Source organism: Amycolatopsis sp. NPDC052450, from assembly GCF_044547565.1.
Taxonomy (GTDB): Bacteria; Actinomycetota; Actinomycetes; order Mycobacteriales; family Pseudonocardiaceae; genus Amycolatopsis.
On record NZ_JBIUAQ010000007.1, the window covers coordinates 11,953 to 35,481 of the forward strand.

25 protein-coding genes are annotated in these 23,529 nt (G+C 68.9%); 15 read left to right on the forward strand and 10 right to left on the reverse strand.

Annotated features, from left to right (window positions below):
* Nucleotides 1-24 precede the first annotated feature (24 nt).
* From ACIHAO_RS14045 to ACIHAO_RS14080, 8 genes are all read left to right on the forward strand, one after another.
* Nucleotides 25-1,614 (forward strand): amidohydrolase, encoded by a 1,590-nt coding sequence (locus ACIHAO_RS14045; RefSeq protein WP_396557734.1) that lies wholly within the window; start codon nt 25-27, stop codon nt 1,612-1,614.
* 4 nt (nt 1,615-1,618) lie between these two features.
* Nucleotides 1,619-2,068: a GNAT family N-acetyltransferase gene (locus ACIHAO_RS14050; RefSeq protein WP_125791639.1), complete on the forward strand. Its 450-nt coding sequence runs from the start codon at nt 1,619-1,621 to the stop codon at nt 2,066-2,068.
* Nucleotides 2,069-2,090: 22 nt separating this feature from the next.
* On the forward strand, nt 2,091-2,774 hold the full coding sequence (locus tag ACIHAO_RS14055; protein WP_125684091.1) for a metal-dependent transcriptional regulator: 684 nt from the start codon (nt 2,091-2,093) through the stop codon (nt 2,772-2,774).
* Between the two features lie 187 nt (nt 2,775-2,961).
* Nucleotides 2,962-3,348, forward strand: a complete 387-nt coding sequence (locus tag ACIHAO_RS14060) for a transcriptional regulator (RefSeq protein ID WP_396558249.1) — start codon at nt 2,962-2,964, stop codon at nt 3,346-3,348.
* Between the two features lie 10 nt (nt 3,349-3,358).
* A complete protein-coding gene (locus ACIHAO_RS14065; RefSeq protein ID WP_396557737.1) occupies nt 3,359-4,417 on the forward strand; it encodes a zinc-dependent alcohol dehydrogenase family protein in 1,059 nt (352 codons plus the stop codon).
* Between the two features lie 86 nt (nt 4,418-4,503).
* Nucleotides 4,504-4,641, forward strand: coding sequence for a hypothetical protein (locus ACIHAO_RS14070; protein WP_396558274.1), 138 nt, complete (start codon nt 4,504-4,506; stop codon nt 4,639-4,641).
* Nucleotides 4,629-5,258, forward strand: a complete 630-nt coding sequence (locus ACIHAO_RS14075; RefSeq protein ID WP_396557739.1) for an alpha-ketoglutarate-dependent dioxygenase AlkB family protein — start codon at nt 4,629-4,631, stop codon at nt 5,256-5,258. The genes ACIHAO_RS14070 and ACIHAO_RS14075 overlap by 13 nt, the downstream gene beginning before the upstream one ends.
* A 284-nt stretch (nt 5,259-5,542) precedes the next feature.
* Nucleotides 5,543-6,799, forward strand: coding sequence for a DUF222 domain-containing protein (locus ACIHAO_RS14080; protein WP_396557741.1), 1,257 nt, complete (start codon nt 5,543-5,545; stop codon nt 6,797-6,799).
* A gap of 125 nt (nt 6,800-6,924) precedes the next feature.
* Here ACIHAO_RS14080 and ACIHAO_RS14085 read toward each other — a convergent pair whose 3' ends face one another.
* The 5 genes from ACIHAO_RS14085 to ACIHAO_RS14105 are packed head-to-tail and all read right to left on the reverse strand — an operon-like array spanning nt 6,925 to nt 11,222.
* Nucleotides 6,925-7,782, reverse strand: coding sequence for a biotin-dependent carboxyltransferase family protein (locus ACIHAO_RS14085; RefSeq protein WP_396557743.1), 858 nt, complete (start codon nt 7,780-7,782; stop codon nt 6,925-6,927).
* Nucleotides 7,779-8,384: an allophanate hydrolase subunit 1 gene (locus ACIHAO_RS14090; RefSeq protein WP_396557745.1), complete on the reverse strand. Its 606-nt coding sequence runs from the start codon at nt 8,382-8,384 to the stop codon at nt 7,779-7,781. Before ACIHAO_RS14090 ends, ACIHAO_RS14085 begins: the two co-directional genes overlap by 4 nt.
* Nucleotides 8,384-9,142, reverse strand: a complete 759-nt coding sequence (locus ACIHAO_RS14095) for a LamB/YcsF family protein (RefSeq protein WP_396558251.1) — start codon at nt 9,140-9,142, stop codon at nt 8,384-8,386. The genes ACIHAO_RS14090 and ACIHAO_RS14095 overlap by 1 nt, the downstream gene beginning before the upstream one ends.
* 14 nt (nt 9,143-9,156) lie before the next feature.
* Nucleotides 9,157-9,951, reverse strand: a complete 795-nt coding sequence (locus ACIHAO_RS14100) for a putative hydro-lyase (protein WP_396557747.1) — start codon at nt 9,949-9,951, stop codon at nt 9,157-9,159.
* Between the two features lie 26 nt (nt 9,952-9,977).
* Nucleotides 9,978-11,222: an MFS transporter gene (locus tag ACIHAO_RS14105; RefSeq protein WP_396557749.1), complete on the reverse strand. Its 1,245-nt coding sequence runs from the start codon at nt 11,220-11,222 to the stop codon at nt 9,978-9,980.
* Between the two features lie 182 nt (nt 11,223-11,404).
* Between ACIHAO_RS14105 and ACIHAO_RS14110 the strand changes: the two genes are divergently transcribed.
* Nucleotides 11,405-12,067, forward strand: coding sequence for a GntR family transcriptional regulator (locus tag ACIHAO_RS14110; RefSeq protein WP_396557751.1), 663 nt, complete (start codon nt 11,405-11,407; stop codon nt 12,065-12,067).
* A 106-nt stretch (nt 12,068-12,173) separates the two neighbouring features.
* Here ACIHAO_RS14110 and ACIHAO_RS14115 read toward each other — a convergent pair whose 3' ends face one another.
* Entirely contained in the window at nt 12,174-13,400 is a 1,227-nt protein-coding gene (locus ACIHAO_RS14115; RefSeq protein ID WP_396557752.1) for an RICIN domain-containing protein, read from the reverse strand.
* Between the two features lie 109 nt (nt 13,401-13,509).
* Complete coding sequence (locus tag ACIHAO_RS14120; protein ID WP_396557753.1) at nt 13,510-14,757, reverse strand: ROK family protein; 1,248 nt, start codon at nt 14,755-14,757, stop codon at nt 13,510-13,512.
* A gap of 85 nt (nt 14,758-14,842) precedes the next feature.
* Here ACIHAO_RS14120 and ACIHAO_RS14125 point away from each other — a divergent pair, with 85 nt between their 5' ends.
* Nucleotides 14,843-16,231: a GH1 family beta-glucosidase gene (locus ACIHAO_RS14125; RefSeq protein ID WP_396557755.1), complete on the forward strand. Its 1,389-nt coding sequence runs from the start codon at nt 14,843-14,845 to the stop codon at nt 16,229-16,231.
* A 191-nt stretch (nt 16,232-16,422) separates the two neighbouring features.
* Complete coding sequence (locus ACIHAO_RS14130; protein WP_396557757.1) at nt 16,423-17,058, forward strand: DUF2306 domain-containing protein; 636 nt, start codon at nt 16,423-16,425, stop codon at nt 17,056-17,058.
* Here the strand turns inward: ACIHAO_RS14130 and ACIHAO_RS14135 are convergent.
* Nucleotides 17,030-18,172 (reverse strand): acyl-CoA dehydrogenase family protein, encoded by a 1,143-nt coding sequence (locus tag ACIHAO_RS14135; RefSeq protein ID WP_396557759.1) that lies wholly within the window; start codon nt 18,170-18,172, stop codon nt 17,030-17,032. The two genes, ACIHAO_RS14130 and ACIHAO_RS14135, sit on opposite strands and share 29 nt — an antisense overlap.
* The gene (locus ACIHAO_RS14140) at nt 18,169-20,520 is read right to left on the reverse strand and encodes a bifunctional salicylyl-CoA 5-hydroxylase/oxidoreductase (RefSeq protein WP_396557761.1); all 2,352 of its coding nucleotides are present in this window, start codon (nt 20,518-20,520) and stop codon (nt 18,169-18,171) included. Before ACIHAO_RS14140 ends, ACIHAO_RS14135 begins: the two co-directional genes overlap by 4 nt.
* A gap of 48 nt (nt 20,521-20,568) precedes the next feature.
* Between ACIHAO_RS14140 and ACIHAO_RS14145 the strand changes: the two genes are divergently transcribed.
* Nucleotides 20,569-20,973, forward strand: a complete 405-nt coding sequence (locus ACIHAO_RS14145) for a RidA family protein (protein WP_396557763.1) — start codon at nt 20,569-20,571, stop codon at nt 20,971-20,973.
* Between the two features lie 85 nt (nt 20,974-21,058).
* Here the strand turns inward: ACIHAO_RS14145 and ACIHAO_RS14150 are convergent, their stop codons facing one another.
* Entirely contained in the window at nt 21,059-21,913 is an 855-nt protein-coding gene (locus tag ACIHAO_RS14150) for a PaaX family transcriptional regulator C-terminal domain-containing protein (RefSeq protein ID WP_396557765.1), read from the reverse strand.
* A gap of 73 nt (nt 21,914-21,986) precedes the next feature.
* Here ACIHAO_RS14150 and ACIHAO_RS14155 point away from each other — a divergent pair, with 73 nt between their 5' ends.
* Genes ACIHAO_RS14155 through ACIHAO_RS14165 form a run of 3 tightly spaced genes read left to right on the forward strand, consistent with a single transcriptional unit; the run spans nt 21,987 to nt 23,502 of the window.
* Nucleotides 21,987-22,661 carry an oxidoreductase gene (locus ACIHAO_RS14155; RefSeq protein ID WP_396557767.1) on the forward strand — a complete coding sequence of 225 codons (675 nt, stop codon included), beginning with the start codon at nt 21,987-21,989 and terminating at the stop codon, nt 22,659-22,661.
* A gap of 37 nt (nt 22,662-22,698) precedes the next feature.
* Nucleotides 22,699-23,049, forward strand: a complete 351-nt coding sequence (locus tag ACIHAO_RS14160; RefSeq protein ID WP_396557769.1) for a PLDc N-terminal domain-containing protein — start codon at nt 22,699-22,701, stop codon at nt 23,047-23,049.
* A gap of 36 nt (nt 23,050-23,085) precedes the next feature.
* Nucleotides 23,086-23,502 carry a nitroreductase family deazaflavin-dependent oxidoreductase gene (locus ACIHAO_RS14165; protein ID WP_396557771.1) on the forward strand — a complete coding sequence of 139 codons (417 nt, stop codon included), beginning with the start codon at nt 23,086-23,088 and terminating at the stop codon, nt 23,500-23,502.
* Nucleotides 23,503-23,529 lie beyond the last annotated feature (27 nt).

The window sequence follows — 23,529 nt, forward strand, 5'->3', positions numbered from 1 at the left end:
CGATCGATCGATAGGGTCGAATCCATGCGGGTCGACACGGTCTACGAGAACGCCCGGTTCCTCACCGGAACGGGGGAATCCGTAGCGCTTGCGGCGCTGAACGGACGAATTGTCGCGTTGGATCACGACGCTGCCGCGCTTTCCGCCAAGCGCCGCGTCGACCTCGGCGGGTCGGTGGTGGTGCCCGGTTTCCACGACGCGCACAACCACATGGCCTGGTTCGGAATGGCGCTCGACGACGTCGCGCTGTCCGATTGCCGCAGCGTCGACGAGGTGTACGACGCCGTCGCGCGGCGCGCGGCCGAAACGCAGCCGGGCGGCTGGATCATCGGCAGCGGCTACGACCAGAACAAGCTCGTCGGCGGCCACCCGACGCGGCAGGGGCTGGACCGTGCCGCCCCCGGCCACCTCGTGCGGCTCAAGCACACGTCCGGGCATATGACCGTGGTCAACTCGGCCGTCCTGGAGCGGCTGGACCTGGGGAACGTGCCCGTGGGCGGCGACGTCGTCCGCGACGAGGACGGCTCGCTGACCGGGCTGCTGCGGGAACAGGCCCAGCTCATGCTGCGGCCGTTGACCTATCCGACGCCGATCGAGACCGTCGTCCGCGGCCTGGACAGGGCGAGCGAGCGATACCTGGCCGAAGGCATCACCAGCGTCCAGGAGGCCGGGATCGGCGGGGGTCTCGTGGGGGAGACCCCCGCCGAACTCGCCGCGTACCAGCTGGCGCGCGACCGTGGCGTCCTGCGGGTGCGCAGCACGGTGATGGTCGCGGCGAGTGTGCTCCATGAGCTCGACGCGGGCGCGGGCTTCGGTCTCGACCTGGGGATGCGCACCGGGTTCGGCGACGAATGGCTGCGGATCGGGGCGATGAAACTGTTCGCGGACGGTTCGCTGATCGGCCGGACCTGCGCGATGCACGAGCCGTTCGCGGGCGAGCCGGACAACGTCGGCTACTTCCAGGTGCCCGAGGACGAGATCGCGCGGACGATCGCCGCCGCGCACAAGGCCGGCTGGCAGATCGCGACGCACGCCATCGGCGACCGCGCGATCACGGTCGTCCTCGACGCCTACGAAGCCGCGCTCGCGGCCGACCCGCGGCCTGATCACCGGCACCGCATCGAGCACTGCGCGGTGCTGCGGCCCGAAGAGCTGCGGCGGCTGGCGTCGCTGGGGCTGATCGCCTCGCCGCAGGGCCGGTTCGTCAACGAGATCGGCGACGGCATGCGGGCCGCGCTCGGCCCCGAGCGCGAACCGTGGTGCTACCGGCTCAAGAGCCTGCTGGACGCGGGATGCGTGCTGCCCGCCAGCTCCGACCGCCCGGTCGTCGAGGGCGCACCGCTGCTCGCGCTGGCCGACATGGTGCGGCGGAAGACCGCGACCGGCGTCGTGCTGGGTCCCGATGAGCGGCTCACACCCGCCGAAGCCCTGCACGCGTACACGTACGGCTCCGCGTACGCCGCTTTCGCCGAGAAGGACCTGGGCACGCTGGAGCCCGGCAAGCTCGCGGACTTCGCCGTCCTCTCGGCCGACCCGACCGACGAGTCCACTTTGGATTCGATCCACGTCGTCGCCACCGCCGTCGGCGGCGACATCGTCTACGAACGGAGCTGAGACCATGCCGGTGCGGGACGCGGTCGCGGACGACATCGAGGAGATCTGCGCGCTCATCGAGGAGCACGCGGTCTACGAGGACAAACACGATCTGAAGCTCGACAGGCAGGAGATGGCCGGGTTCCTCTTCGGGCCCGATCCGAAGGCGTGGGTGCTGCTGGCCACCCCTCCGGACGAGCCTGCCAAGGTCGCGGGCTTCGCCTTCTGCAGCTGGAACTTCTCCACCTGGGAGGCCAGGCCCGGGATCTGGCTCGACGATCTTTTCGTGCGCCCGGAGCACCGCCGTTTCGGCCTCGGGCGGGAGCTGCTCGACGAGCTGAGCGCGCGGACACCGGGCCGGGTCGAATGGGACATGCAGGAGGGCAACGAGAAGGGCGAGGCGTTCTACGCCCAGCTCGGCGCCGAGCCCGTCCCCGGCTGGATCCGGTACCGCTGGCGGCCGCACGCGAAGTGAGCCAAGCCGTAAACTCGAGGGCATGGGTGAAGGGGCAAGCCGCAGGTCGTCGTCCGTTGAGGACTACGTCCGGGTGATCTACGGGCTGGTGGAACGCGGTGAGGCCGTCACCAACACGTCGCTGGCCGGGCGGCTGGAGGTCAGCCCGTCTTCGGCGTCCGGCATGGTCACCAAGCTGTCCCAGCTCGGGCTGGTCGCGCACGTCCCGTACCGGGGCATCGAGCTGACCACCGAAGGCAGGCTGCTGGCCCGCTCCGTGCTCCGCCGTCACCGGCTGATCGAGACGTACCTGGTGTCCGAGCTCGGCTACACCTGGGACGAGGTGCACGCCGAGGCGGACGCGCTCGAACACGCGGTGTCGGACAGGCTCGTCGAGCGGATCGCGGCGAAGCTCGGCAACCCGGTGCGCGACCCGCACGGCGACCCCATCCCCGCCCCCGACGGCAGCGTCGAGGAGATGCCGATGCGCATCCTCGACGACCTCCCGCCCGGCGCGGTCGGCGAGATCGTCCGCGTCTGGGACACCGACCCGGAACTCCTGCGCTACCTGACCGAGCATTCGATCGGCCTCGGCGAGCGGATCGAGGTCGTCGAACGCCAGCCCTTCGGCGGCCCCATGGTGGTCAAGGTCGGCTCACCGCCGGACGCGGCGACCCACGCGATCGGCAAGGAGATCGCGCAGGCACTGTCGGTCGCGCTGCGCTGACGGCGTGTCCACTGTGGACGCGTTTCGAATGGTACGCGCGGTGTGAATTTTCCGTACGTCCCTGCATAATTCGGCTCTCGGCACTTCACCCACATGCCGGGCCGATAGGTGATCTAAGGCCCTTCCGATCATGAGTTCACGCGCCTAGGCTGCGCTATTCCGGGTGGCTAGCGAGCGTACGAAGGCGATGACGATGACCGGTCAGCGGACACACACCATCGACCGGGGGGTGGCGGAAGGACGTGAAGTCAGGAGACTGCTGGAGACAGGGCCCTTCGCGGACGCCCTCAGGGCGGCGATCAGGGCGAGAGGCCTCGGCCTCGATCGGATCCGGTACCGGTTGAGAGGGCGGGGGTGCTCGGTCAGCCTCGCGACGCTGAGCCACTGGCAGTCCGGCCGCTGCCGTCCCGAACGGCCGGAATCCCTGCTGGTGCTGAAGAATCTCGAGGACGTCCTCGGGGTGCCGGAGCGGTCCCTGTCGCGGCTTTTGGGACCGCCGCGCGGACGGGCGGCCCGGTGTACGGTGCCCGGCGAGGGCCTCGTGATGCAGCGAAGCCGGGAGACGGGAACGTAGAGGAGTACGGGTGCGGGCGGTCGTCTTCGAGGAGTTCGGGGTACTGCCCGAGGTGCGCGAGGTGCCGGATCCGGCCACGCCACCGGGCGGGGTGGTGATCGCCGTCGAGGCGACCGGGGTGTGCCGAAGCGACTGGCACTCCTGGCAGGGTCACGACACGTCGGTGAAGCTGCCGCACGTGGCCGGGCACGAACTCGCCGGCCGGATCGCGTCGCTCGGCGAGGGCGTCCGCGGCTGGTCGGTCGGCGACCGGGTGACGGTGCCGTTCGTGTGCGCCTGCGGAACCTGCGCGCAGTGCGCGGCCGGTGACCAGCAGATCTGTGACCGCGAATTCCAGCCGGGCGCGACCCACTGGGGCTCGTTCGCCGACTACGTCGCCATCGAAAACGCCGAGGTCAACCTCGTGGCGCTGCCGGACTCGCTGGCTTGCGCCGAAGCGGCGGCGCTGGGCTGCCGGTTCGGGACGGCGTTCCGGGCGGTGCTGCGCCAAGGCGGGGTCCGGCCCGGCCAGTGGGTGGCGGTCTACGGCTGTGGTGGCGTCGGCGTGTCGGCGATCCTGCTGGCCGTCGCGGCCGGTGCTTCGGTGGTCGCCGTCGACCCGTCTCCGCAGGCCAGGGCGCTGGCGTCGCGAATGGGCGCTGTGGTGAGCGTGGATGCTTCGGCGTTCGACGGGCACGAAGCGATCGCCGCGCATGTCCGGGACCTGACCGGCGGCGGCGCGCACGTCTCCCTCGACTGTCTCGGCTCGCCGACCACCTGCGCGGCCTCGGTCGGCAGCCTCCGGAAACGCGGACGTCACGTCCAGGCCGGGCTGATGCCGCCCGCGCAGGGCATCGCGCCGATCCCGATGCACCGCGTGATCGGCGGTGAACTGGAACTCGTCGGCATCCACGGGCTCCAGGCGCACGAGTACCCCGAGATGCTGCGGGTGGTGGAGACCGCCGGAATCGATCTCGAAGGCATGATCGGCAAACGGGTCGGCCTCGACGACGTCCCCGCGGTGCTCGCGGAGATGAACGACCCGGTGCCGGCCAAGGCCGGGGTCACCGTGGTCGAACTCGCTCTGTGACCGGGTGAACGCACTACGGTCAACCGGCCGATCGGAGTAGTCCGAAAGGTGGCTTCCGCCGCCCGTTTGTGGCACGTTCTCCGGCCGTGACAGTCATGGATGCCCCGTCCCGGCCGCGTTTCGTCGAGCGTGTGCTGCGCCGGTTCGCCGAGGCGGGCTTGATGGCGCGGGGCCACCGGCTCATCGGCGCGCGCCCTGGCAAACTCGACGCGTGGACGCGCTGATCCCTCGCCCGCGTACCGAGGTCGCGCCCGGTGCCGTGCACGTTCCCGACTGGCTCGATCTCGACGAGCAACGACGGCTGGTCGAAGCCTGCCGAGGCTGGCGCGGCTACCGGCGGACACGGTTGCCGAACGGCGGCGTCATGTCGGTGCGGACGGTGTGCCTCGGCTGGCACTGGCACCCGTACCGGTACTCGAAGGTGACCGACGACGGCTCCCCGGTGCTCCCGTTCCCTTCGTGGCTGGGCGATCTCGGCCGTCGGGCGGTTTCCGCCGCTTACGGTCCGTCGTCGTACGAGCCGGACATCGCACTGGTGAACTTCTACGACTCCGCCGCGAAAATGGGGCTGCATCAAGACAAGGACGAGGCCTCGCTGGAGCCCGTCGTGTCGCTGAGCCTCGGGGACGCCTGCGTCTTCCGGTTCGGGAACACGGTCGACCGCGGGCGGCCGTACACGGATGTGGACCTCCGGTCGGGGGACCTGTTCGTGTTCGGCGGGGAGTCGAGGCTGGCTTTCCACGGGGTGCCCCGAGTCTTGCCGGGAACCGCCGATCCGGAGTTGGGGTTGGCGGGGCGGTTGAACATCACTTTGCGGGTTTCGGGCCTTGTGAGTGATTGAGGATGGCTAGGCCGTCTTTGCCGGCTCGCTCCGGAGGTCGGATCGCCTGCCGCGCTGCTCTGGTTGGCTGCGGTGTGTCGTCCGTCTAATCACGCGAGTCGTCCGCCCAGTCACGTGTTTGCGCTCGGCTACGTGTCTTAACACCGCTTCGCACTGTCGATCTCTTTATTGCCTTCGCGCCTTTAAGCACGCTTCGCTGCTTTCTCTGCTAGCGCATTACGGATTCTTTCCCGTTAGGCCGTTCGTGCTCGCACGTCTGTTCGATTGGGTGTAGTGTGGGTGTCGTGGCCAGCAACGACGCATCCCCGACGACACCTGCCGAGTGGTGGCGCGTCGACACCGCGACGCTGCACGCCCGCAAACAAGAACTCGAAATCCAGAAGCGTCAGATAGACGCGGAACAGGACGCGATCCTCGCGGAAATCAATGCCCGCGGAGTGCGCGGATGCAGCGGCCATTCCACGCTGGCGGCGCTGATCTTCGAAGACTTCCGCGTGACGGACAAGGAAGCCAGTGCCCGCGCCGACCGCGTCCTCGCCCTGCACCCCGGCCCGGGTATCGGCGGCGGCACCGTGCCGCCCCTGGCACCACTGACAGCCGCGGCCGCCGCCGAAGGCGCGATCGGCGGCTCGCAGATCGACGCCATCATCCGCACCCTCGCGCGTATCCCCGCCACCGTCGCTGAAGAGGACGTGCGGGCCGGGGAGAAGATCCTGGTCGACCTGGCCCGTCATGCCGGGCCGCGGCAGATCGCCCGCGCCGGACGCCGCCTGCTGGACAAACTCGACCCCGACGGCAAAGAGCCCCGCAACGAGGACCCCAAGGACGTCCGACCGGAGATGCGGTTCGTCCAACACCGCGACGGCACCCTCGGTTTGAAAGCCACCCTCGACCTGGAAACGTATGCCCGGCTGAAGTCGGATCTGGATCCCATGGCCAAACCCCACAAAGCCATCGACGGTGTCCGGGACTCCCGCACCCAGGACGAACGCTACGGCGACGCCTTCACCGACTACGTCCGCTTGAAGACCACCAGCCGTAACCTTCCCGGCCAGGCGGGCGAGGCGACCCACATTTTGGTCACCATGTCCTACGACGACCTGATCCGCGACATCGGCGAAGCCCACCTCGACCTCGTCGGACCGATCAGCGCCACCGACGCGAGGATTCTCGCCTGCGATGCCCGTGTGCGACCCGGAGTTCTCGGTACCGCAGGCGAACCCTTGGACATCGGCCGCTCGAAACGGACCGTCTCCCTGGCGCAGAAGTATGCGTTGACCCTCCGCGATGGCGGCTGCGCCTTCCCGGGCTGTGACATGCCCGTACCCCGCTGCACCGCCCATCACATTGTTTTCTGGCGACACCACGGCGACACGAAGATCGATAATTTGGTGCTGCTGTGCACGAGACACCACCGGCTCATCCACCACAGCAAATGGAAAGTCCACATCGCCCAAGACGGACTCCCCGAATTCACCGCCCCCACCTACCTCGACCCCACCCGAACACCACGGCGCAACACCATGCACCTCAGGATCTAGGCCGAAACCTCCGAACCCGAGTCCCCCAGGCAGTGAGCGAGCAGGTGTAAATGGCTCGCGCCTTTGCCAATGAGCGTGCGGACCCAAAGTGATCCGAGAGCATCCACTAAATGCGAGACAAACCCTTAAGCGAGACGAAAACGCACCCGTTGCCCCGGTCGCACTTGCGCGGCCTGGTCCAGATCCGCTTCGTCCACCACCGCGATCACCGGGTAGCCGCCGGTCACCGGGTGGTCGGCCAGGAACAGGATCGGCTGCCCGGAAGGAGGAACCTGCAACGCACCGGGCACGGCGGCCTCGGGCGGCAGCTCGCCGGCTCGCGCACGCGACAGCACGGGTCCCTCCAGTCGCACGCCCACGCGATCGACGTCGGCAGTGGCGACGTAACCGGAAGAGACCAAAGTGGACAGTGATTCGGAGGTGAACCACGAAGCCCGGGGGCCGGCGGTGACTCGCAAGACCGGCTCGTCCGCGAGGGGAGCACGAGGTGCCAGGTCGACAGCGGGGTGGGGCAGCACCCGTTCTCCCATCGGCAAGGTCATCCCGGCCGAAAGCTGGGGTGGGCCGAGCTTCCCGAGGGTGTCGGTCGCCCGCGCGCCCAGTACCGGAGGGACGTCGATGCCGCCGCGCACGGCGACATAGCAACGCAAACCTCGGGAAGCCATCCCGAGAACGAGTTCGTCGCCGGGGCCGACCGGGATCGGGGAGTCCGGGCCGAAAGCCCGCCCGCCCGCGGTGATCGAGCAGGGCGCGCCGGTGACGGCGACGGTCGCCGGAGCCGAGAACCGGAGGACGAGGCCGCCCAGGACGCACTCCAGCGCCGCGTGGCTCTCCGGGTTTCCGACCAGCCGGTTCGCCAGCCGCAGCGAACCGCGGTCGGCGGCACCGGAGCGGCCGACGCCGATCGCGGCCAGCCCTGGTCGCCCGAGATCCTGCACGGTGGTGAAGACCCCGGGGTGGATCACTTCGATCTTCGCCGTCATGAAGTGAACCGGATCCGGGTTCCCGGTGCGAGCAGGTTCGGCGGCTCGCGCTCGACGTCCCACACCGGCAGTGAGGTCCGCCCGATCAGCTGCCAGCCACCGGGTGAGGCGTTCGGGTACACCGCCGTGTACTCGCCCGCGATCGCGACCGAACCGGCGGGCACGCGGGTGCGCGGGCTCGTCCGGCGCGGCAGGTGCAGTGCGGGGTCGAGTCCGGTCAGGTAGGCGAAACCCGGTGCGAAGCCGCAGAACGCCGAGACGTAGGTCCCGTCCTCGTGCCGCCGGACGACCGCCTCGGCCGACATGCCGGCGGCGGCCGCGACGTCGGCCAGATCCGGGCCGTCGTAGCGCACCGGCACGACGATCTCAGCGGCCTCGCGGGGTTTGACGTCCACAGTGGATCGATCGAGGACGTCACCGGCGAGCCGGTCGTGATGGGTCCTGCCCGGGTCGAACCGGATGAGCAGGGTTCGCGCGGCGGGGACCAGTTCGAGGACGCCGTCCGGCGGCTCCTGCTCCAGTGACGCGTGCAGCCCGAGCACCTCCGACGGATCGTCGAAGTCGACCATGGCCGCACGCGCCCCATAGGGCAGTACCCGCATCACGCGGCCTCGAGGAACGGTCCGATGTGGACACCGGAAGCGTCGAGCCCCGCCCGGATCCGTCGTGCCAGTTCGACGGCGCCGGGTGTGTCGCCGTGCACGCACAACGAATGCGGTTGAAGCGCCAGCTCGGTCCCGTCGATGGCGACGACCTTGCCGGTGGTCGCCATCGCGACCGCCCGCTCGGCCACCTCGTCGGCGTCGTGGAGTACGGCGCCCGCGAGTTTCCGGGAGACCAGAAGGCCTTCCGGCGTGTACGCGCGGTCCGCGAAGGCCTCGGCGTACGCGGGGAACCCGGCCTTTTCCGCCTGCTTGGCCATTTCCGACCCGGGTGGGCACAGCAACGCGAGCTCGGGATGGAACCGCCGGATCCCCTCGACGACCGCGGCCGCCTGCTCCGGATCCACCGCGGCGGTGTTGTACAACGCTCCGTGCGGTTTGACGTACCGGACCCGCGTGCCCGCCGCGCGGGCGAACGCGTCCAGCGCGCCGATCTGGTAAAGCACGTCGTCGGCCAGGTCGGCGGGGGCGACGTCCATCGCCCGCCGGCCGAATCCGGCCAGATCGCGGTAGGCGACGTGGGCGCCGATGACGACGCCTCGTTCCGCCGCGCGTTGGCAGACGCGCCGCATCACCGACGGGTCGCCGGCGTGGAAGCCGCAGGCGACGTTCGCGCTGGTGACGATGTCGAGCATGGCGTCGTCGTCACCCATTTTCCAGGCGCCGAAACCCTCGCCCAGGTCGCTGTTGAGGTCGATACGGCTGGAATCCATCAGGCCACCCTGAACTCACTGTCGAGTTTGTCGGTCACGAACATGTAGCCCGGCGCGTGCGTGATCGCGAACGGCGGCCGCGAGGCCATCAGCGCCGCCTGCGGGGTCACGCCGCACGCCCAGAACACCGGTACGTCACCGGGTTCCGCGTCGACCGGATCCCCGAAATCCGGCTTGCCGAGATCGGCGATGCCGAGCGCGGCGGGGTCGCCGATGTGCACCGGGGCACCGTGCACGGCGGGCATCCCGCGGGTGATGCGCACGGCGTCGTCGACGCGGTCTTCGGGGATCTGCCGCATCGAGACCACCATCGGCCCGTGCAGGCGTCCGGCGGGTACGCACTCGCGGTTCGTCACGTACATCGCCACGTTGCGGCCCTGGTCGACGTGCCGCAGCGGGATGCCCTCGGCGGCCAGCGCCGATTCGAAGGTGAAACTGCAGCCGATCGAGAACGCGACCATGTCGCTGCGCCACAACCCGCTCGTGTCCGCGAGCTCGCCCGCCAGCGCTCCGTTCTGCCAGACGCGGTAGCGCGGCAGGTCGGTGCGCAGATCCGCGCCGGGGGCCAGCCTCGTCGACGGGTCGCCGGGATCGCTGACGTCGAGCACCGGACAGGGCTGCGGATTCCGCTGGCAGAACAGCAGGACGTCGTAGGCCCAGTCCGCGGGGACGGCGATCAGGTTGGTCTGGGTGAACCCGTTGGACCAGCCGGTGGTGGGGCGGGCCGTGCCCGCGCGGAACAGGGCGCGGGCCTCGCCGGGGGACAACGTCGCCGGTTCGTCGAAGGTGGTCATCGCGGTGCCTCCTCTTCCGATTGTGGTCACAGAAGTTCGCGGCCGCGAGTCTCGGGCAGGCCGAGCAGCGCCAGCGCGGCGATTCCGTAGCCGACCGCGCCGAACACCATCGCGCCGCCCGCGCCGAGGAAACCGACCACGGCGGGGAAGGTGGCGCCGATGGCCCGGCCGAGGTTGTAGGTGAAGCCCTGTCCGGTCCCGCGCAGCGCCGACGGGTACAGCTCGGCGAGGAAGGCGCCGAACCCGCTGAAGATCGCGGACATCGAGAACCCGAGCGGGAAGCCGAGGAACAGTACGAGCGTGTTCGCACCCGCCGGGATCTGCGTGTAGGCGACGATGAGACCCGCCGACAGCACCGAGAACAGCAGGAATGTCTTCTTACGGCCCAAGATGTCCGTGAGATAGCCGCCGGTGACGTATCCGATGAACGCGCCGGAGATCAGGAACGCGAGGTAACCACCGGTTCCGATGACGGTGAGGCCGCGGGTGGTCTTCAGGTAGCTCGGCAGCCAGGTCGCGAGCGTGTAGTAGCCACCCTGGACACCGGTGGCGAGCAGTGCGGCGAAGAACGTCGTGCGCAGCAGGTCCGGCTTGAAGATGCCCGCCAGCGAACCGCGTTCCTTCTTCTTGGCACGGGCGGCTTCCGCGACGGGAGCGTCCTGGACGTTGCGCCGGACCCACAGCACCAGCAGCGCGGGGATGACGCCGGTCCAGAACATGACGCGCCAGGCGATGTCCGGGCTGAACAGGCTGAAGACGACGGTGTAGACGACGACCGACAGCGCCCAGCCGACAGCCCACGCACTCTGCACGAAGGCGACCGTGCGGCCGCGGTACTTCGCCTGCGAGTACTCCGCCACCAGCGCGGCGCCGGCGGCCCATTCGCCACCGAAGCCCAGGCCCTGCAGTGCGCGGAAGATCAGGAGCGTCTCGAAGTTCGGCGCGAATCCGCAGAGCACGGTGAAGATCGTGTACATCGCGATGGTGATCTGCAGGGTGCGTACGCGGCCGATGCGGTCGGCCAGGATGCCGGCGCCGATGCCGCCGATCGCCGAGACCACCAGTGTCGTGGTGCCGAGCAGGCCCGCCTCGCCGCCGGAGAGGCCGTAGTAGGCGGTGATCGCGGCCAGGCCCAGCGGCAGGGTCTGGTAGTCGAACGAGTCGAGCCCGTATCCGCCGAACGCGCCGACGAAGGCCCGGCGGCCTCGCGAACCGAGCGTGCGGAACCAGGCGAAGGGGCGAGTGTCCTCGGTTGTGGCTGTCGCGTTCATCGGCACCTCCAGAGGTGACTTTTCAGGGTGGCACGGGTCACATGAGTAGGCACTTTAGGGATTGTTCAACAATTCCACAAGAGGATCCTTGGCTGAGGCTCTTGTGCCTAGGTAGGATCGGTCACGTGACGATCGCGGAGGGTGGTCCTGCCTCGGTAGAAGGACTTGAGGCTGATCGAGGCATGATCAGCCGCACCAGTACGGCCGAACGGGTCGCGGGTGTCCTTCGTACGCGTATCGCGGAGGGGTTCTTCCTGCCTGGCGTCCGGCTGTCGGAACACGACATCGGCTCGGCGCTCGGCGTCTCCCGCAACACGCTGCGAGAGGCGTTCCGGCTGCTCACACACGAACGGCTGCTGACCCACGAGCTCAATCGCGGCGTCTTCGTGCGGGTTCTGCCCGTCGAGGACGTCGCCGACCTCTACAAGGTGCGCAAGGTCGTCGAGTGCTCGGCGGTGCGGGCGGTGACGGAGAAGCCCCCGACGTTCGCGAAGCTCGCGCGCCTGGTCGAGGACGGCAAGCTCGCCGAGCGGAGTGAGCGCTGGCAGGACCTCGGCACCGCGAACATCCGGTTCCATTCGGCGATCGCGGAACTCAGCGGCAGCGAACGGATCGACGAGCTGATGCGCGGCATTCTCGCCGAGTTGCGGCTGGTGTTCCACATGATGGCCGACCCGCGGCGCTTCCACGAGCCGTACCTCAAGCGCAACGCGGAGATCCTCGAGCGCATCGAAGCCGGAGACGGCCTCGGCGCGGAAAAGCTCCTCGCGCAGTACCTCACCGACGCCGAAAACCAGCTCGTCGAGGCCTACGCCGAACGCTCCCAGACGCAACCCGGCACCTGATTGCGCTAGTTCGCGTGCCCAACTACCGCAATTCGGCACCTGATTGCGATAGTCGGCAAGGCGAACTATCGCGATCAGGTGCCGAATTGCGGGGTTTCGGTGACGTCTAGGGAGTGGTCCACTTCTGGTTCGTGCCGCCGCCGCAGGTCCAGATCTGGAGTCTCGTCCCGTTCGCGGAGCTGTTGCCCGTGGCGTCCAGGCATTTGTTCGCCTGCGGGTTCACGATGTCGCGCGCGCCGCTGATCGCCCACTTCTGCGCGCCGGATCCGTTGCAGTCCCACAGTTGCACGGCCGTGCCGTCCGCGGTGTTCCCACCGGACACGTCCATGCACTTGCCGAGCGCGCGGATCGTGCCATCGCCACCGATGGTCCAGTTCTGCGCGGCGTTGCCGTTGCAGTCGGTGATCTGGACCGGCGTCCCGTTGGCGGTGTTCGCGCCCGCGACATCGACGCATTTGCCGCCGATCCCGGTGATCCGGCCGCTCCTTCCGGCCGTGTCGCTGGAATTGACGTGCACGTAGTCGACGACGAGACGCTGCGGGAAGACCGTGCTGGAGTTCGGGTCACCCGGCCAGTAGCCGCCGACGGCGAGGTTCAGGATCAGGTAGAAGGGGTGGTCGAAGACCCAGCGGTTGCCGTTGAGGTCGGCGGGGGTGCGGGTCTGGTAGAGGTTGCCGTCCACGTACCACTTGATCTGGTTCGGCGCCCAGTCGACGGCGTAGGTGTGGAAGTCGTCGGAGAAGTTCGGGCCGTTGTAGGCCGCGCCGATGCCGCCCGCGCCGGAGTAACCGGGGCCGTGGAGGGTGCCGTGCACCGTGTTCGGCTCGAAGCCGACGTTCTCCATGATGTCGATCTCGCCGCTGTCGGGCCAGCCGACGTTGCCGATGTCGGCGCCGAGCATCCAGAACGCCGGCCACATCCCCTGCCCGCGCGGCAGTTTCATCCGCGCTTCGAACCGGCCGTACGTCTGGGTGAACTGCCCCTGCGTGGACAGCCGCGCCGAGGTGTACTCGCAGCGCCCGTACCAGCAGTTGTAGTTGCCCGGGTTCTCCTTCTTCGCGGTGATGACGAGGTTGCCCTGGCCGTCGAGCGCCGCGTTGTTCGTCCCGGAGGTGTACCACTGCCGCTCGTGGTTGTTGACGTTGTCGCCGGTTTCGAAATGCCACTTCGACGTGTCGATACCCGCGCCGGCGGGGCCGTTGAAGTCGTCGGTGAAGGTCGCGGCCATGACCGCGGCCTCGGAAGCCGGAGCCTGGGCGGTGGCCGGGAGTGAGCCGAGCAGGACGCCGGCGGCGAGGAGCGCCGCCCAGCGAAAACGGGAGGAGATGGACATCGTTGTCGCCTCTCTTCGCAGGCAGAGAACTACTTTGTTGTGCCTGACAACAAAGTATGCATGGTCTCTACCACTGCGACAAGACGTATTTTTCGAGCCCGAATTAAGGTCAGGCGGCGGTGCCGCGCTTCGATCCGGCCGTCCGCGGATCCGCGCCCTGGTCGAGGAGGGCGGCGACCGGGAGGGTGGCGGCTCCTATGGCGACGGCGTCCGGGCCGAGCTGTCCGAGTTCGATCTCGGTCTGGTCGAACACATGCGCCAGCGCGTGCTCACCGGCCACGCGCCGGATCTCGGGCAGGTACTCCTCGCCGAGCGCCAGCCCTGCCCAGCCGCCCAGCACGATCCGCTCCGGGTTGAACAGGTTGATCAGATTGCCGATGCCCGCGCCGAGGTAACCCGCCGTCTCCTCCAGCACCTTGGCCGCGGTCTTGGACTTGCCCGCGGACTCCAGCAGGGCGGCGAACTGCGTCTGCTCGTCCTCACCCGAGGCGGCCTTTCCGCCGCGTGCCTTGCGATAGCGGGCGAGAACGCCCTCCGCGCCGACGTAGGACTCCAAGCAGCCGCGCGATCCGCAGCGGCATTCCTGTCCGCCGTAGACGATCGTCGTATGGCCCCATTCGCCCGCGCTGCTGGTGGAGCCCCGGTACGTGGTGCCGTCGGTGACCACGGCCGCGCCGACCCCGGACCCGATCAGGACGATCACCGCGTGCCGGGCGCCGCGGCCGGCGCCGAACCACATTTCGCCCTGGCCCTGGGTTTTCGCGCCGTTGTCGATGAACAGCGGCAGCTCGACACCCTCCGCGCGCAGGAGGTCGGTGAGCGGAACCCCTTTCCAGCCGATGGTGGGCGCGTGCACGCGCAGCGCCTCACCCTGTTCGACGGTGCCGGGGACGCCGACGCCGACACCGAGCACGGTCGCCTCGTCGATCCCCGATTCCGTGATCACCTCGCGAAGTCCGGACGCCACCTGGGTGACGGCCGCCGCCGCGTCCGGGCGGGGCGAGGCGAGCGGATGCTCGACGGTGGCGAGCCGGTTCATGGTGAGGTCGAACAGTTCGACCTTCACGCCGGTCTCGCCGATGTCGACGCCGGCGACATGGCCGTACGCCGGGTCGACGCGGAGCAGTACACGCGGCCTGCCGCCGTCGGACTCGACGAGCCCGGCTTCGGTGATGAGGCGTTCTTCGCCGAGTTCGGCGGTCACGTTGCTGACGGTCGCGGCGCTCAAACCGGTCAGACCGCTCAATTCGTGGCGGCTGAGCGGGCCGTCGAAGTAGAGTTTCGACAGCAGGAGGGAACGGTTGTGCCGCCGCAGGTCACGGACGGTGGTGCGCTTGGCAGGCATGCGGATACCCATCTTATGGCGGCGGACCTTTCCAGGATGCCCCACGACCTTAGCCTCCGCCATGTATCAACTGGTGAAATAAGGCGGGAAGAGGGTCATGACGGGGGACGACGAGCTCATCGGCACCTTGCCGCCCGACTTCCGATGGGGTGTCGGCAGCTCGGCGTACCAGGTCGAAGGCGCGGTCTCCGAAGACGGACGAACACCGTCCATCTGGGACACCTACGCCCAGTCCCCGTGGTCCGTCGACAACGGTGACACCGGTGAGGTCGCCTGCGACCACTACCACCGGATGCCCGCCGACGTCGCGCTGCTCAAGGAACTCGGCGTCGACACCTACCGGTTCTCCGTTTCCTGGCCCCGTGTGCAGCCGCGCGGGCGCGGCGGCGTCAACCCGGCGGGCATCGCCTTCTACGACCGGCTGGTCGACGAACTGCTCAACAACGGCATCGATCCCTGGCTGACGCTGTACCACTGGGATCTGCCGCAGCACCTCGAAGACGCGGGCGGCTGGCCCGCGCGCGACACCGCCGTCCGGTTCGCCGACTACGCGATGCTCGTGTTCGAGCGGCTGAGTGATCGTGTCCGCCACTGGACCACCCTGAGCGAGCCTTGGTGCACGGCCATGCACGGTTACGTCCACGGGGTGATGGCGCCCGGCCGCCGGGACGCGAAGGCGGGGATGGCGGCGGCGCATCACCTGCTGCTCGGCCACGGTCTCGCCGTGCGGCGGATGCGGGAACTCGCCCCGCCCGGGACGAAGTTCGGCATCACGCTCAACCTGAGCACCGCCGATCCGGCCACCCCCAGCGAGGCCGACCGCGAGGCCGCCCGGTTCGAGGACGGCCTCGGGACGAGGTTCTACCTCGACGCGCTCATGCACGGCCGGTATCCGGAGGACGTCCTCGAGACTCTTGCCCGGCAGGGCATCCGCCTGCCGTCCGAGCCGTGGGATCCGTCGATCATCGCGGCACCGCTCGATTTCCTCGGCGTCGACTACTACTTCGGGACGCGGTACTCCGGGGTGGAGGAGAACGGGAAAGCGGTGGAGCACTTCGGGATGCCGTCGTTCCGCAAGGTGCCGTTCGGGGCGCCGTCGACGGTACTGGGCTGGGAGATCCTGCCGCACAAGCTCACCGAACTGCTCGTCCGGATCAGCCGCGACCATCCCGGCCTGCCGCTTTACGTCACCGAAAACGGCGCGGCGTTCGCCGACGTCCCCGACGAGACCGGATTCGTCCGCGACGAAGACCGCGCCGCGTATCTTTCCGCGCACGTCGCCGCCACGGCCGCCGCGCGGCAGGCGGGCGCGGACGTCCGCGGCTACTTCGCCTGGTCCTTTTTGGACGGTTTCGAATGGGCGTACGGCTACGCGAAACGGCTCGGCCTGGTGCGGGTCGACCGCGAGACGCAGGCGCGGACGATCAAGCAGAGCGGGCTGGCGTACCGCGACATCGTCGAGCGGGTGCGCGGCGGACGGCGGTAGGGTCTGCCCCACCCTCGATCCGGCGGTCCGCTCCCTGTTTTCCGGAAGCCCCGCGTCCTAGGTTCGGCAACGAAAGTCGGTCGCCGGTAAAGGAAACGTGGGGGACAGTGATGACAGTCAGGCTCGAACAGCGTGACCAACCGGGTACGGCGCCACGGAAATCGTGGTGGCGAAGGCCGTGGGTGGGGCCGTTGGCCGTCGTCGTCGTGGTGTTCCTGGCCTTTTCGATGCCGCCGTATCTGGCGATGGACCCGTCGCTGTCACGGGTCCCGCAGCCGGCCGGGTTCACGTCGCACTACTGGTTCCTCGCGGCGCACGTGCTGTTCGGCTCGATCGCGATGGTCGGGGCGCTGCTCCAGATCTGGCCGTGGTTCCGGGCGAAATACCCGGCGGTGCACCGGAAGATCGGCCGGGTGTACGTCTTCGCCGGGGTGCTCCCGGCCGGGCTGCTGGCGCTGACCGTCGGCGCGATGAGCCCGTTCGGCCCGGTGACGCGGGTGGCCAACGTGCTGGCCGGGGTGCTGTGGCTGGCGTGCACGTTCGCCGGCTGGCGCGCGGCACGGCAGCGCCGGTTCGGCGATCACCGGCGCTGGATGATCCGCAGCTTCGCGCTGACCATGTCGATCATCGTCAGCCGCCTGGTCGGCCCGGTCGCGCTGATCACGCTGCAACCGCAGCTGGAGACCACGTTCGGCGGCAGCGAACTCGCCTTGACCCAGTCGGTCGCCGGGATCACGGCCTGGCTGAGCCCGACGCTGGTCGTGCTCGCCACGCAGTGGTACCTCGATCGCCGCCCGGCTAAGAAGAAGTCAGCGATCGCGCGATGATCGTCCGCTGCACTTCGGACGCGCCTTCGTAGATCCGCGGCGCGCGGACCTCGCGGTAGAGGTGTTCGAGCAGATGACCTCGCCGCAGCGCCCGCGCGCCGTGGATTTGCACCGCCGAGTCGACGACGTACTGCGCGGTCTCGGTGGCGAACAGTTTCGCCATCGCGGCGCGGCCGGCGAGGTTCCGCTCGCCCGCGTCGTAGGCGGCGGCCGCGGCGTAGACCAGCAGACGCGACGCCTCGGTGCGGGTCGCCATTTCGGCGAGGGTGTGCGCCACGGTCTGCTGCTTCAGCAACGGGCCGCCGAACGCGACCCGGGTCTGCGCGTGGGCGACGGCGGCGTCGAGCGCGGCCCGCGCCATCCCGGCGGCGAACGCGCCGACACTCGGCCGGAACAGGTCCAGCGTCCGCATGGCCACGCCGAAACCGCGGTCCTGTTCGCCGAGCAGCTCGTCCCGTTCCACGCGGACGCCGTCGAAGACCAGGGTGCCGATGGGATGCGGGCTGACGAGGTCGAGGTGTTCGCCCGACAGCCCGGCGCGGTCGGCAGGGACGACGAACGCGGACACGCCGCGCGAGCCCGCTTCCGGGGTGGTGCGGGCGAAAACGCTGTAGAAATCGGCCTCGGGGGCGTTGGAGATCCACATCTTCTCGCCGGTGAGACGCCAGCCGTCGCCGTCGGGTTCGGCGGCGAGTTCCAGCGCCGCCGCGTCCGAACCCGCGTTCGGTTCGGTGAGCGCGAAAGCGGCGACCGCGTCACCCGCGGCCACGGCGGGAACCCACTTCGCGACCTGCGAGTCCTGCCCGGATTGCAGCACGGGATACGTGCCCAAACCCTGCAACGCCAGCGCGGTCTCGGCTTCGGTGCTCTGGCTCGCGAGCGATTCCCGCAGGATGCAGAGATCCGTCGCGGCGGCTTCCCGGCTCGGGCTGCCGCCGTCGACGCCGGGGAACAGCCGGGAAAGCAGGCCGAGTGCACCCATTTCCTTGAGCAGCGGCCGGTTCACCGCTCCTTCGGTGCCGGATTCGGCCAGCGGGCGGAGCTTTTCGGCGCCCAGTCGCCGGACCTCGTCGGCGAAGGCCTGCTGGTCGGGGCTCAGTGCGAAGGCTGTCATCGGTCGCTCCCAGGTCGCCAGCGGGCGTGTGCGGTGCCGGATTCACCGGAACGCAACAACTCCAGCCGTGGTTTCGGCCCGTCGGTGCGGCCGCCCTGCGGTTTCCGGCTGCCCGCCGCGAACTGCTTCGGCCACGGCATCGGGTAGCCCTGTTCGGCGGCGGCGTGCAACGTCCATTGTGGATCGTAAAGATGCGTCCTGCCGAGCGCGCACAGATCCGCGCGGCCAGCCAGGATCAGCGAGTTGACGTCGTCGTAGGAGGAGATCGCGCCGACGGCGATCACCGCGATCCCGTACTCGCGCCCGATCTCGTTGCGGATCCGGTCCGCGTACGGTGTCTGGTAACTGCGGCCGTACTCGGGTTTCTCTTCGCTGACGACCTGACCGGTCGACACGTCGATGCCGTCCGCCCCGTGTTCGGCGAACGCGCGGGCGATCTCGACGGCGTCGTCGACGTCGATCCCGCCGTCGTACCAGTCGGTCGCGGAGATGCGGACCGTCATCGGCCGCTCCGCGGGCCAGGCCGCGCGGACGGCGTCGAAGACTTCGAGGGGGAAGCGCAGCCTGTTCTCCAGTGAGCCGCCATATTCGTCGGTGCGCTGGTTCGTCAGCGGCGACAGGAAAGATGACAGGAGATAGCCGTGTGCGCAGTGGAGTTCGAGGAGGTCGAAACCGGCGCGCGCGGCGGCAGCGGCGGAATGCGCGAACTGGTCGCGGATCTCTTGCAGCTCAGGGATCGTGAGCTCGCGCGGGGTCTGATTCGCGTCGCTGTACGGTATCGCGGACGGGCCGCAGATCTCCCAGTTGCCCTCGGGTAGCGGCTGGTCGATACCGTCCCACATCAGTTTCGTGGAGCCCTTGCGCCCGGAGTGACCGAGCTGGACGCCGATCCGCGCGGGGGTGTGGCCGTGGACGAAGTCGGTGACCCTTGCCCACGCTTGTTCTTGTTCTTCGGTGTAGAGGCCGCCGCAGCCCGGGGTGATGCGGCCGGTTTCGGAGACGCAGACCATCTCCGTCATCACCAGCCCGGCGCCGCCGAGCGCCTTGCTTCCCAGATGTACCAAGTGGAAGTCGGTCGGGACGCCGTCTTCGGAGGAGTACATGTCCATCGGCGAGACGACGACGCGGTTCGGCAGGTCGAGGTTCCCGATCCGGAACGGCTGGAACATCGGCGGCCGGACGTCGGAATCCAAAGTGGACGCGAACCAGGTGTCCAGTTCGTCGGCGAACTCGGGATCGCGCAGCCGGAGGTTGTCGTAGGTGACGCGGCGGCTGCGGGTGAGGATGTTGAACGCGAACTGCGCCGGATCCTGGTGGGTGTACTGGCCCATGTTCTCGAACCACTCCAGGCTCGCCTGCGCGGCACGCTGGGTAGAGGTGACGACGGGGCGGCGTTCGGCTTCATACGCTTCGAGTGCACTGTCCATATCGGACTGTTCGTGCAGGCAGGCGGCGAGCGCGAGCGCGTCCTCCATGGCGAGTTTCGTGCCGGAGCCGATGGAAAAGTGGGCCGTGTGCGCGGCGTCGCCGAGCAGGACGACGTTCTCGTGCCGCCAGCTCGCGCAGCGCACGGTGGCGAACGCGGTCCACTTCGAGTTGTTGGCGAACACCTGGTGACCACCGAGGACGTCCGCGCACAGTTCGCGGATGACCTCGATGGACTTCTCGTCGCTTTCACCCGGCGCCAGCGCGGTCGCGGCGATCTCGCCGAACGCGCGGTGCCAGACGTCCTCGTGCAGTTCGAGGATGAACGTGCTCGCGGTGTCGCTGTACGGGTAGCCGTGGATCTGCATGATCCCGTGCGGGGTTTCGAGGACGTGGAACTTGAAGGCGTCGAACACGAGATCCGTGCCGAGCCAGATGTACTTGCAGCGCCTGGTCTGGAGGCTCGGCCGGAAACCGGCGGCCAGCGCGGTGCGGGTCGGGGAGTTGACGCCGTCCGCCGCGACGACGAGGTCGTACTCGGCGCTCGCCTCGGCCACGCCCGGGGCCTCGGTGTGGAAACGGACGTCGACGCCGAGCTCCGCGCAGCGTTCCTGGAGGATGCCGAGCAGCCGTTTGCGGCTCATCGCGGCGAACCCGTGCCCGCCGGAGGTGTGCACCGTGCCGCGGAAGTGGACGTCGATGTCGTCCCAGCGCGCGAACTCGCGCCGCATGGCGGCGTGGATCACCGGATCGGCGTGCTCGATGCCGCCGAGCGTCTCATCGGAGAACACCACCCCGAACCCGAAGGTGTCGTCGGGCGCGTTGCGCTCCCAGACGGTGATCTCGTGATCGGGATGGAGCTGTTTCGCCAGCGCGGCGAAGTAGAGCCCCGCCGGGCCGCCGCCTAACACCGCGATACGCACGTCGCTCAGGGTATGTCGCGGTATGTACGACCGTCAACGATACGGGATATGCTGACCCGTATGGAGCGCATCAACCCGCCCGAACTCGGCCGCCCTTCCGGCTTCTCGCACGCCGTCGCCGCGACCGGGAGATTCGTCTTCCTCGCCGGTCAGACGGCGTTGGACGAGGAGAACCGCATCGTCGGCGACGGCGTGGTCGCGCAGTTCGAACGCGCGCTGTCCAACCTGCTCACCGCGTTGCGCGCGGCGGGCGGGGCGCCGTCGGACCTGTGCAGCGTGACCGTCTACATCGTCGACATGGACGACTACCGGGCCCACGCGCGCGAGATCGGCGCGGTGTGGAAGCGGCTGGCCGGGAGCGAGTACCCCGCGATGGCGGGAATCGGCGTCAGCCGGCTTTGGGACGCCGAGGCGCTGGTGGAGGTGCAGGGCTTCGCGGTGGTCGCCGCGTGAAGCGACATGAAGGACGCTTTCATTGCAAATTTTGCTATGAAGGAGTCCTTCATCTCACGTCGGAGGGCTGACCCGGTCCCGTTCGTCACCCGTCGGGCAGCGTGCGTGAGACGTGCGCGGCCGCGGCTTCGCCCAGCCGCGCGTGCAGCGTGAAGAACAGATCCGCGGCCCGGATCCCGGCCCAGCCGGACGGCAGCAGTTCGGCGGGCAGCCCCGGGTCGAGGTAGGGCAGCCGCCGCCAGTCGGTGAGCACCCGCACGTAGTCGGCGAAGGCTTCGGCCTCGTCCGTGGTCTTGCGCCGCTGCCATCGCCGGAGCGCGGCCGCGTGCTCGTCGAGGAACGCGGTGTACAGCGACTCGAGCTGGTCGAGGTCCCACCAGTCGCGGATCTTCTCCCGCACGTCGCCGAACGCGAGATGCTCGGCGTGGAAGAGGTCGGCGTAACCCTCCAGTTCGAGCCGTCGCAGCATGTCGGAGGTCGCGTCACGCAGATGCGCGGGCGCGATCCAGACCCCGGACGACGCGGTCCCGAAGCCGAGCCGGGCGAGCTGCGTGCGAAGAACGTGCCTTTTGTGCCGTTCGGCTTCCGGGACGGAGAACACCGCGAGCAGCCAGCCGTCGGCGGGGGTGGCGCGTTCGCGGCGGAAGATCCGCTCGTCGCCTTCGCGCAGGATCGCCAGCGCGGTTTCGGAGAGTTCGTAACCGGCGGACCCGTCGCGGCGCACCGCGGCAAGGATCCCGCGCCGCTTCAGCCGCGAGATAGACGACCGGACGGCGGGTTCCTCGACGTCCACGCCGGCCAGCAGATCGATCAGGGAGCGGACCGAAAGCCAGCCGCCTTCGCCGCGCGAATAGAGGCCGTACACGGTCACGATCAACTGGCGCGGTTGCGCCGTTCGCCCCGCGCCGTCGACTTCGGTTGCCTCCGACACGGCCGTCACCCGGTCACCATAACAACGAAGGCGCGCTCTCGTTTCGGCCGTGACCGAAGCGTTCCGCATTTAGCGTGGCGACATGGAGAACCCGCTGATCGAAGCCCCTGTCCCGCCGGTGCCTCAGGACGTCGAGCCGGGTGGCGTCGGGTGGTTGCGGGCGAACGTCGCCCGGTTCAGCCGTCCGGAGGACCACGCGCGGCGGCGGGCGCTGGTGCTCGACGAGCTCGCGACGATGGGGTCGTTGCGGGACAAGGCTTTCGCGCTCACTCGGGAAATGCGGGGCGGCGAGGTGGACCGGATCCTGTGGACGGTCCCGGTCGCCGTGCTGGCCGCCGAACTCGGCCTTCCGGACGTTTCCCGCGACATCGCGGCGGTTTCCGGCAGCTATCACCCGCATACGGGAATCGGGGACGACGCCGAAGCAGCGATGCGACGGCTGGTCGAGGTCTGCGGGGGCGAGGTCGACGAGCGGACGGCCGCGCGGATCGGGCTTCTGGTCCAGGCCTGTGACGCGACGGCCAAGCTGCTCGGGAAGGCGCTGGCCGCGCACCGGTCCGGTGAGGACGCCGAGGGTTTGCTCGATCGGGTGCTGCGCGAGGATCCGCCGGTCCGGATCACCCGGCGATGGGTCGGCGGCGAGGTGGTCGAGGTGGACCTGTCGGAACGACCGTTCGGAGCAGGGCCCAAGCGGTGCCCGGGAGAAGCGCAGGCGCTGCGAGTGGCCGCGGGAATTCTCGACGCCCTCTTGTGCTAATACTTACCCCGGTCATCTGGAACTGGGGAGTCTTTCGATGCTGTATTTCAATGGTTTATTAGGCGTTCTCACGCTCGGTCTGTGGATCTTCTGCCTTGTCGACGTGATCACCACCGACGAGGGATCGTGCCGCAACATGCCGAAGGGGATGTGGCTGCTGCTGGTGTTGATCGTCCCGCTGATCGGCTCGATCGTCTGGCTGGTGGCCGGTCGTCCGCAGGGCGCCGCCCGCGCCCTGCGCGGCCGGTACGAGCGGGAGACTCCGGCGTTCCCGGAGTACGACCGGCCGGGCCGGTTCGCCGCGACGAGTGCCGAAGACGACGAAGAGTTCCTCCGCAAGTGCCGGGAACGGGCCGAGGCGCAGCGCCGCAAGGCGCGCGAAGGCTGAGTAGCCTCGGCGGAGAGATCGACACTGGAGGAAAGCATGTCCGAAGCGTTGGACTGGAACAAGAACATCATCAAGGAGTTCCGCGAGAACGAGGGCAAGGTCGGCGGCCCGTTCGAGGGCGGTTCCCTGCTGCTGCTCACCACCGTCGGGGCGAAGAGCGGCGAGCCGCGGACCTCGCCGCTCGCGTACGCGGAGGAAGACGGCAAGTACATCGTCGCCGCGTCGTACGCCGGGGCGGACAAGAACCCGGCCTGGTACCACAACATCGTGGCGAACCCGAAGGTCACCATCGAGGTCGGCACGGAGAAGTTCGACGCGACCGCGACCGTGGTGCTCGAAGACCGCGCCGAGCGTGACCGTCTCTACGCGAAGATGGTCAGCCTCATGCCGGGCTTCGCCGACTACGAGGAGAAGACCGATCGGGTGATCCCGATCGTCACCATTTCGCGCTGACTCAGCCGCGTTCAGTCCTCTGGATGC

Coding starts and splice junctions, on each gene's coding strand:
- ACIHAO_RS14105 (WP_396557749.1), bottom strand. CDS start 11,222: ATGAACGCGACAGCCACAACCGAGGACACTCGCCCCTTCGCCTGGTTC.
- ACIHAO_RS14125 (WP_396557755.1), top strand. CDS start 14,843: ATGACGGGGGACGACGAGCTCATCGGCACCTTGCCGCCCGACTTCCGA.
- ACIHAO_RS14090 (WP_396557745.1), bottom strand. CDS start 8,384: ATGCGGGTACTGCCCTATGGGGCGCGTGCGGCCATGGTCGACTTCGAC.
- ACIHAO_RS14115 (WP_396557752.1), bottom strand. CDS start 13,400: ATGTCCATCTCCTCCCGTTTTCGCTGGGCGGCGCTCCTCGCCGCCGGC.
- ACIHAO_RS14155 (WP_396557767.1), top strand. CDS start 21,987: ATGGAGAACCCGCTGATCGAAGCCCCTGTCCCGCCGGTGCCTCAGGAC.
- ACIHAO_RS14060 (WP_396558249.1), top strand. CDS start 2,962: ATGACGATGACCGGTCAGCGGACACACACCATCGACCGGGGGGTGGCG.
- ACIHAO_RS14050 (WP_125791639.1), top strand. CDS start 1,619: ATGCCGGTGCGGGACGCGGTCGCGGACGACATCGAGGAGATCTGCGCG.
- ACIHAO_RS14160 (WP_396557769.1), top strand. CDS start 22,699: ATGCTGTATTTCAATGGTTTATTAGGCGTTCTCACGCTCGGTCTGTGG.
- ACIHAO_RS14100 (WP_396557747.1), bottom strand. CDS start 9,951: ATGACCACCTTCGACGAACCGGCGACGTTGTCCCCCGGCGAGGCCCGC.
- ACIHAO_RS14145 (WP_396557763.1), top strand. CDS start 20,569: ATGCTGACCCGTATGGAGCGCATCAACCCGCCCGAACTCGGCCGCCCT.
- ACIHAO_RS14045 (WP_396557734.1), top strand. CDS start 25: ATGCGGGTCGACACGGTCTACGAGAACGCCCGGTTCCTCACCGGAACG.
- ACIHAO_RS14055 (WP_125684091.1), top strand. CDS start 2,091: ATGGGTGAAGGGGCAAGCCGCAGGTCGTCGTCCGTTGAGGACTACGTC.
- ACIHAO_RS14120 (WP_396557753.1), bottom strand. CDS start 14,757: ATGGGTATCCGCATGCCTGCCAAGCGCACCACCGTCCGTGACCTGCGG.
- ACIHAO_RS14135 (WP_396557759.1), bottom strand. CDS start 18,172: ATGACAGCCTTCGCACTGAGCCCCGACCAGCAGGCCTTCGCCGACGAG.
- ACIHAO_RS14110 (WP_396557751.1), top strand. CDS start 11,405: ATGATCAGCCGCACCAGTACGGCCGAACGGGTCGCGGGTGTCCTTCGT.
- ACIHAO_RS14085 (WP_396557743.1), bottom strand. CDS start 7,782: ATGACGGCGAAGATCGAAGTGATCCACCCCGGGGTCTTCACCACCGTG.
- ACIHAO_RS14165 (WP_396557771.1), top strand. CDS start 23,086: ATGTCCGAAGCGTTGGACTGGAACAAGAACATCATCAAGGAGTTCCGC.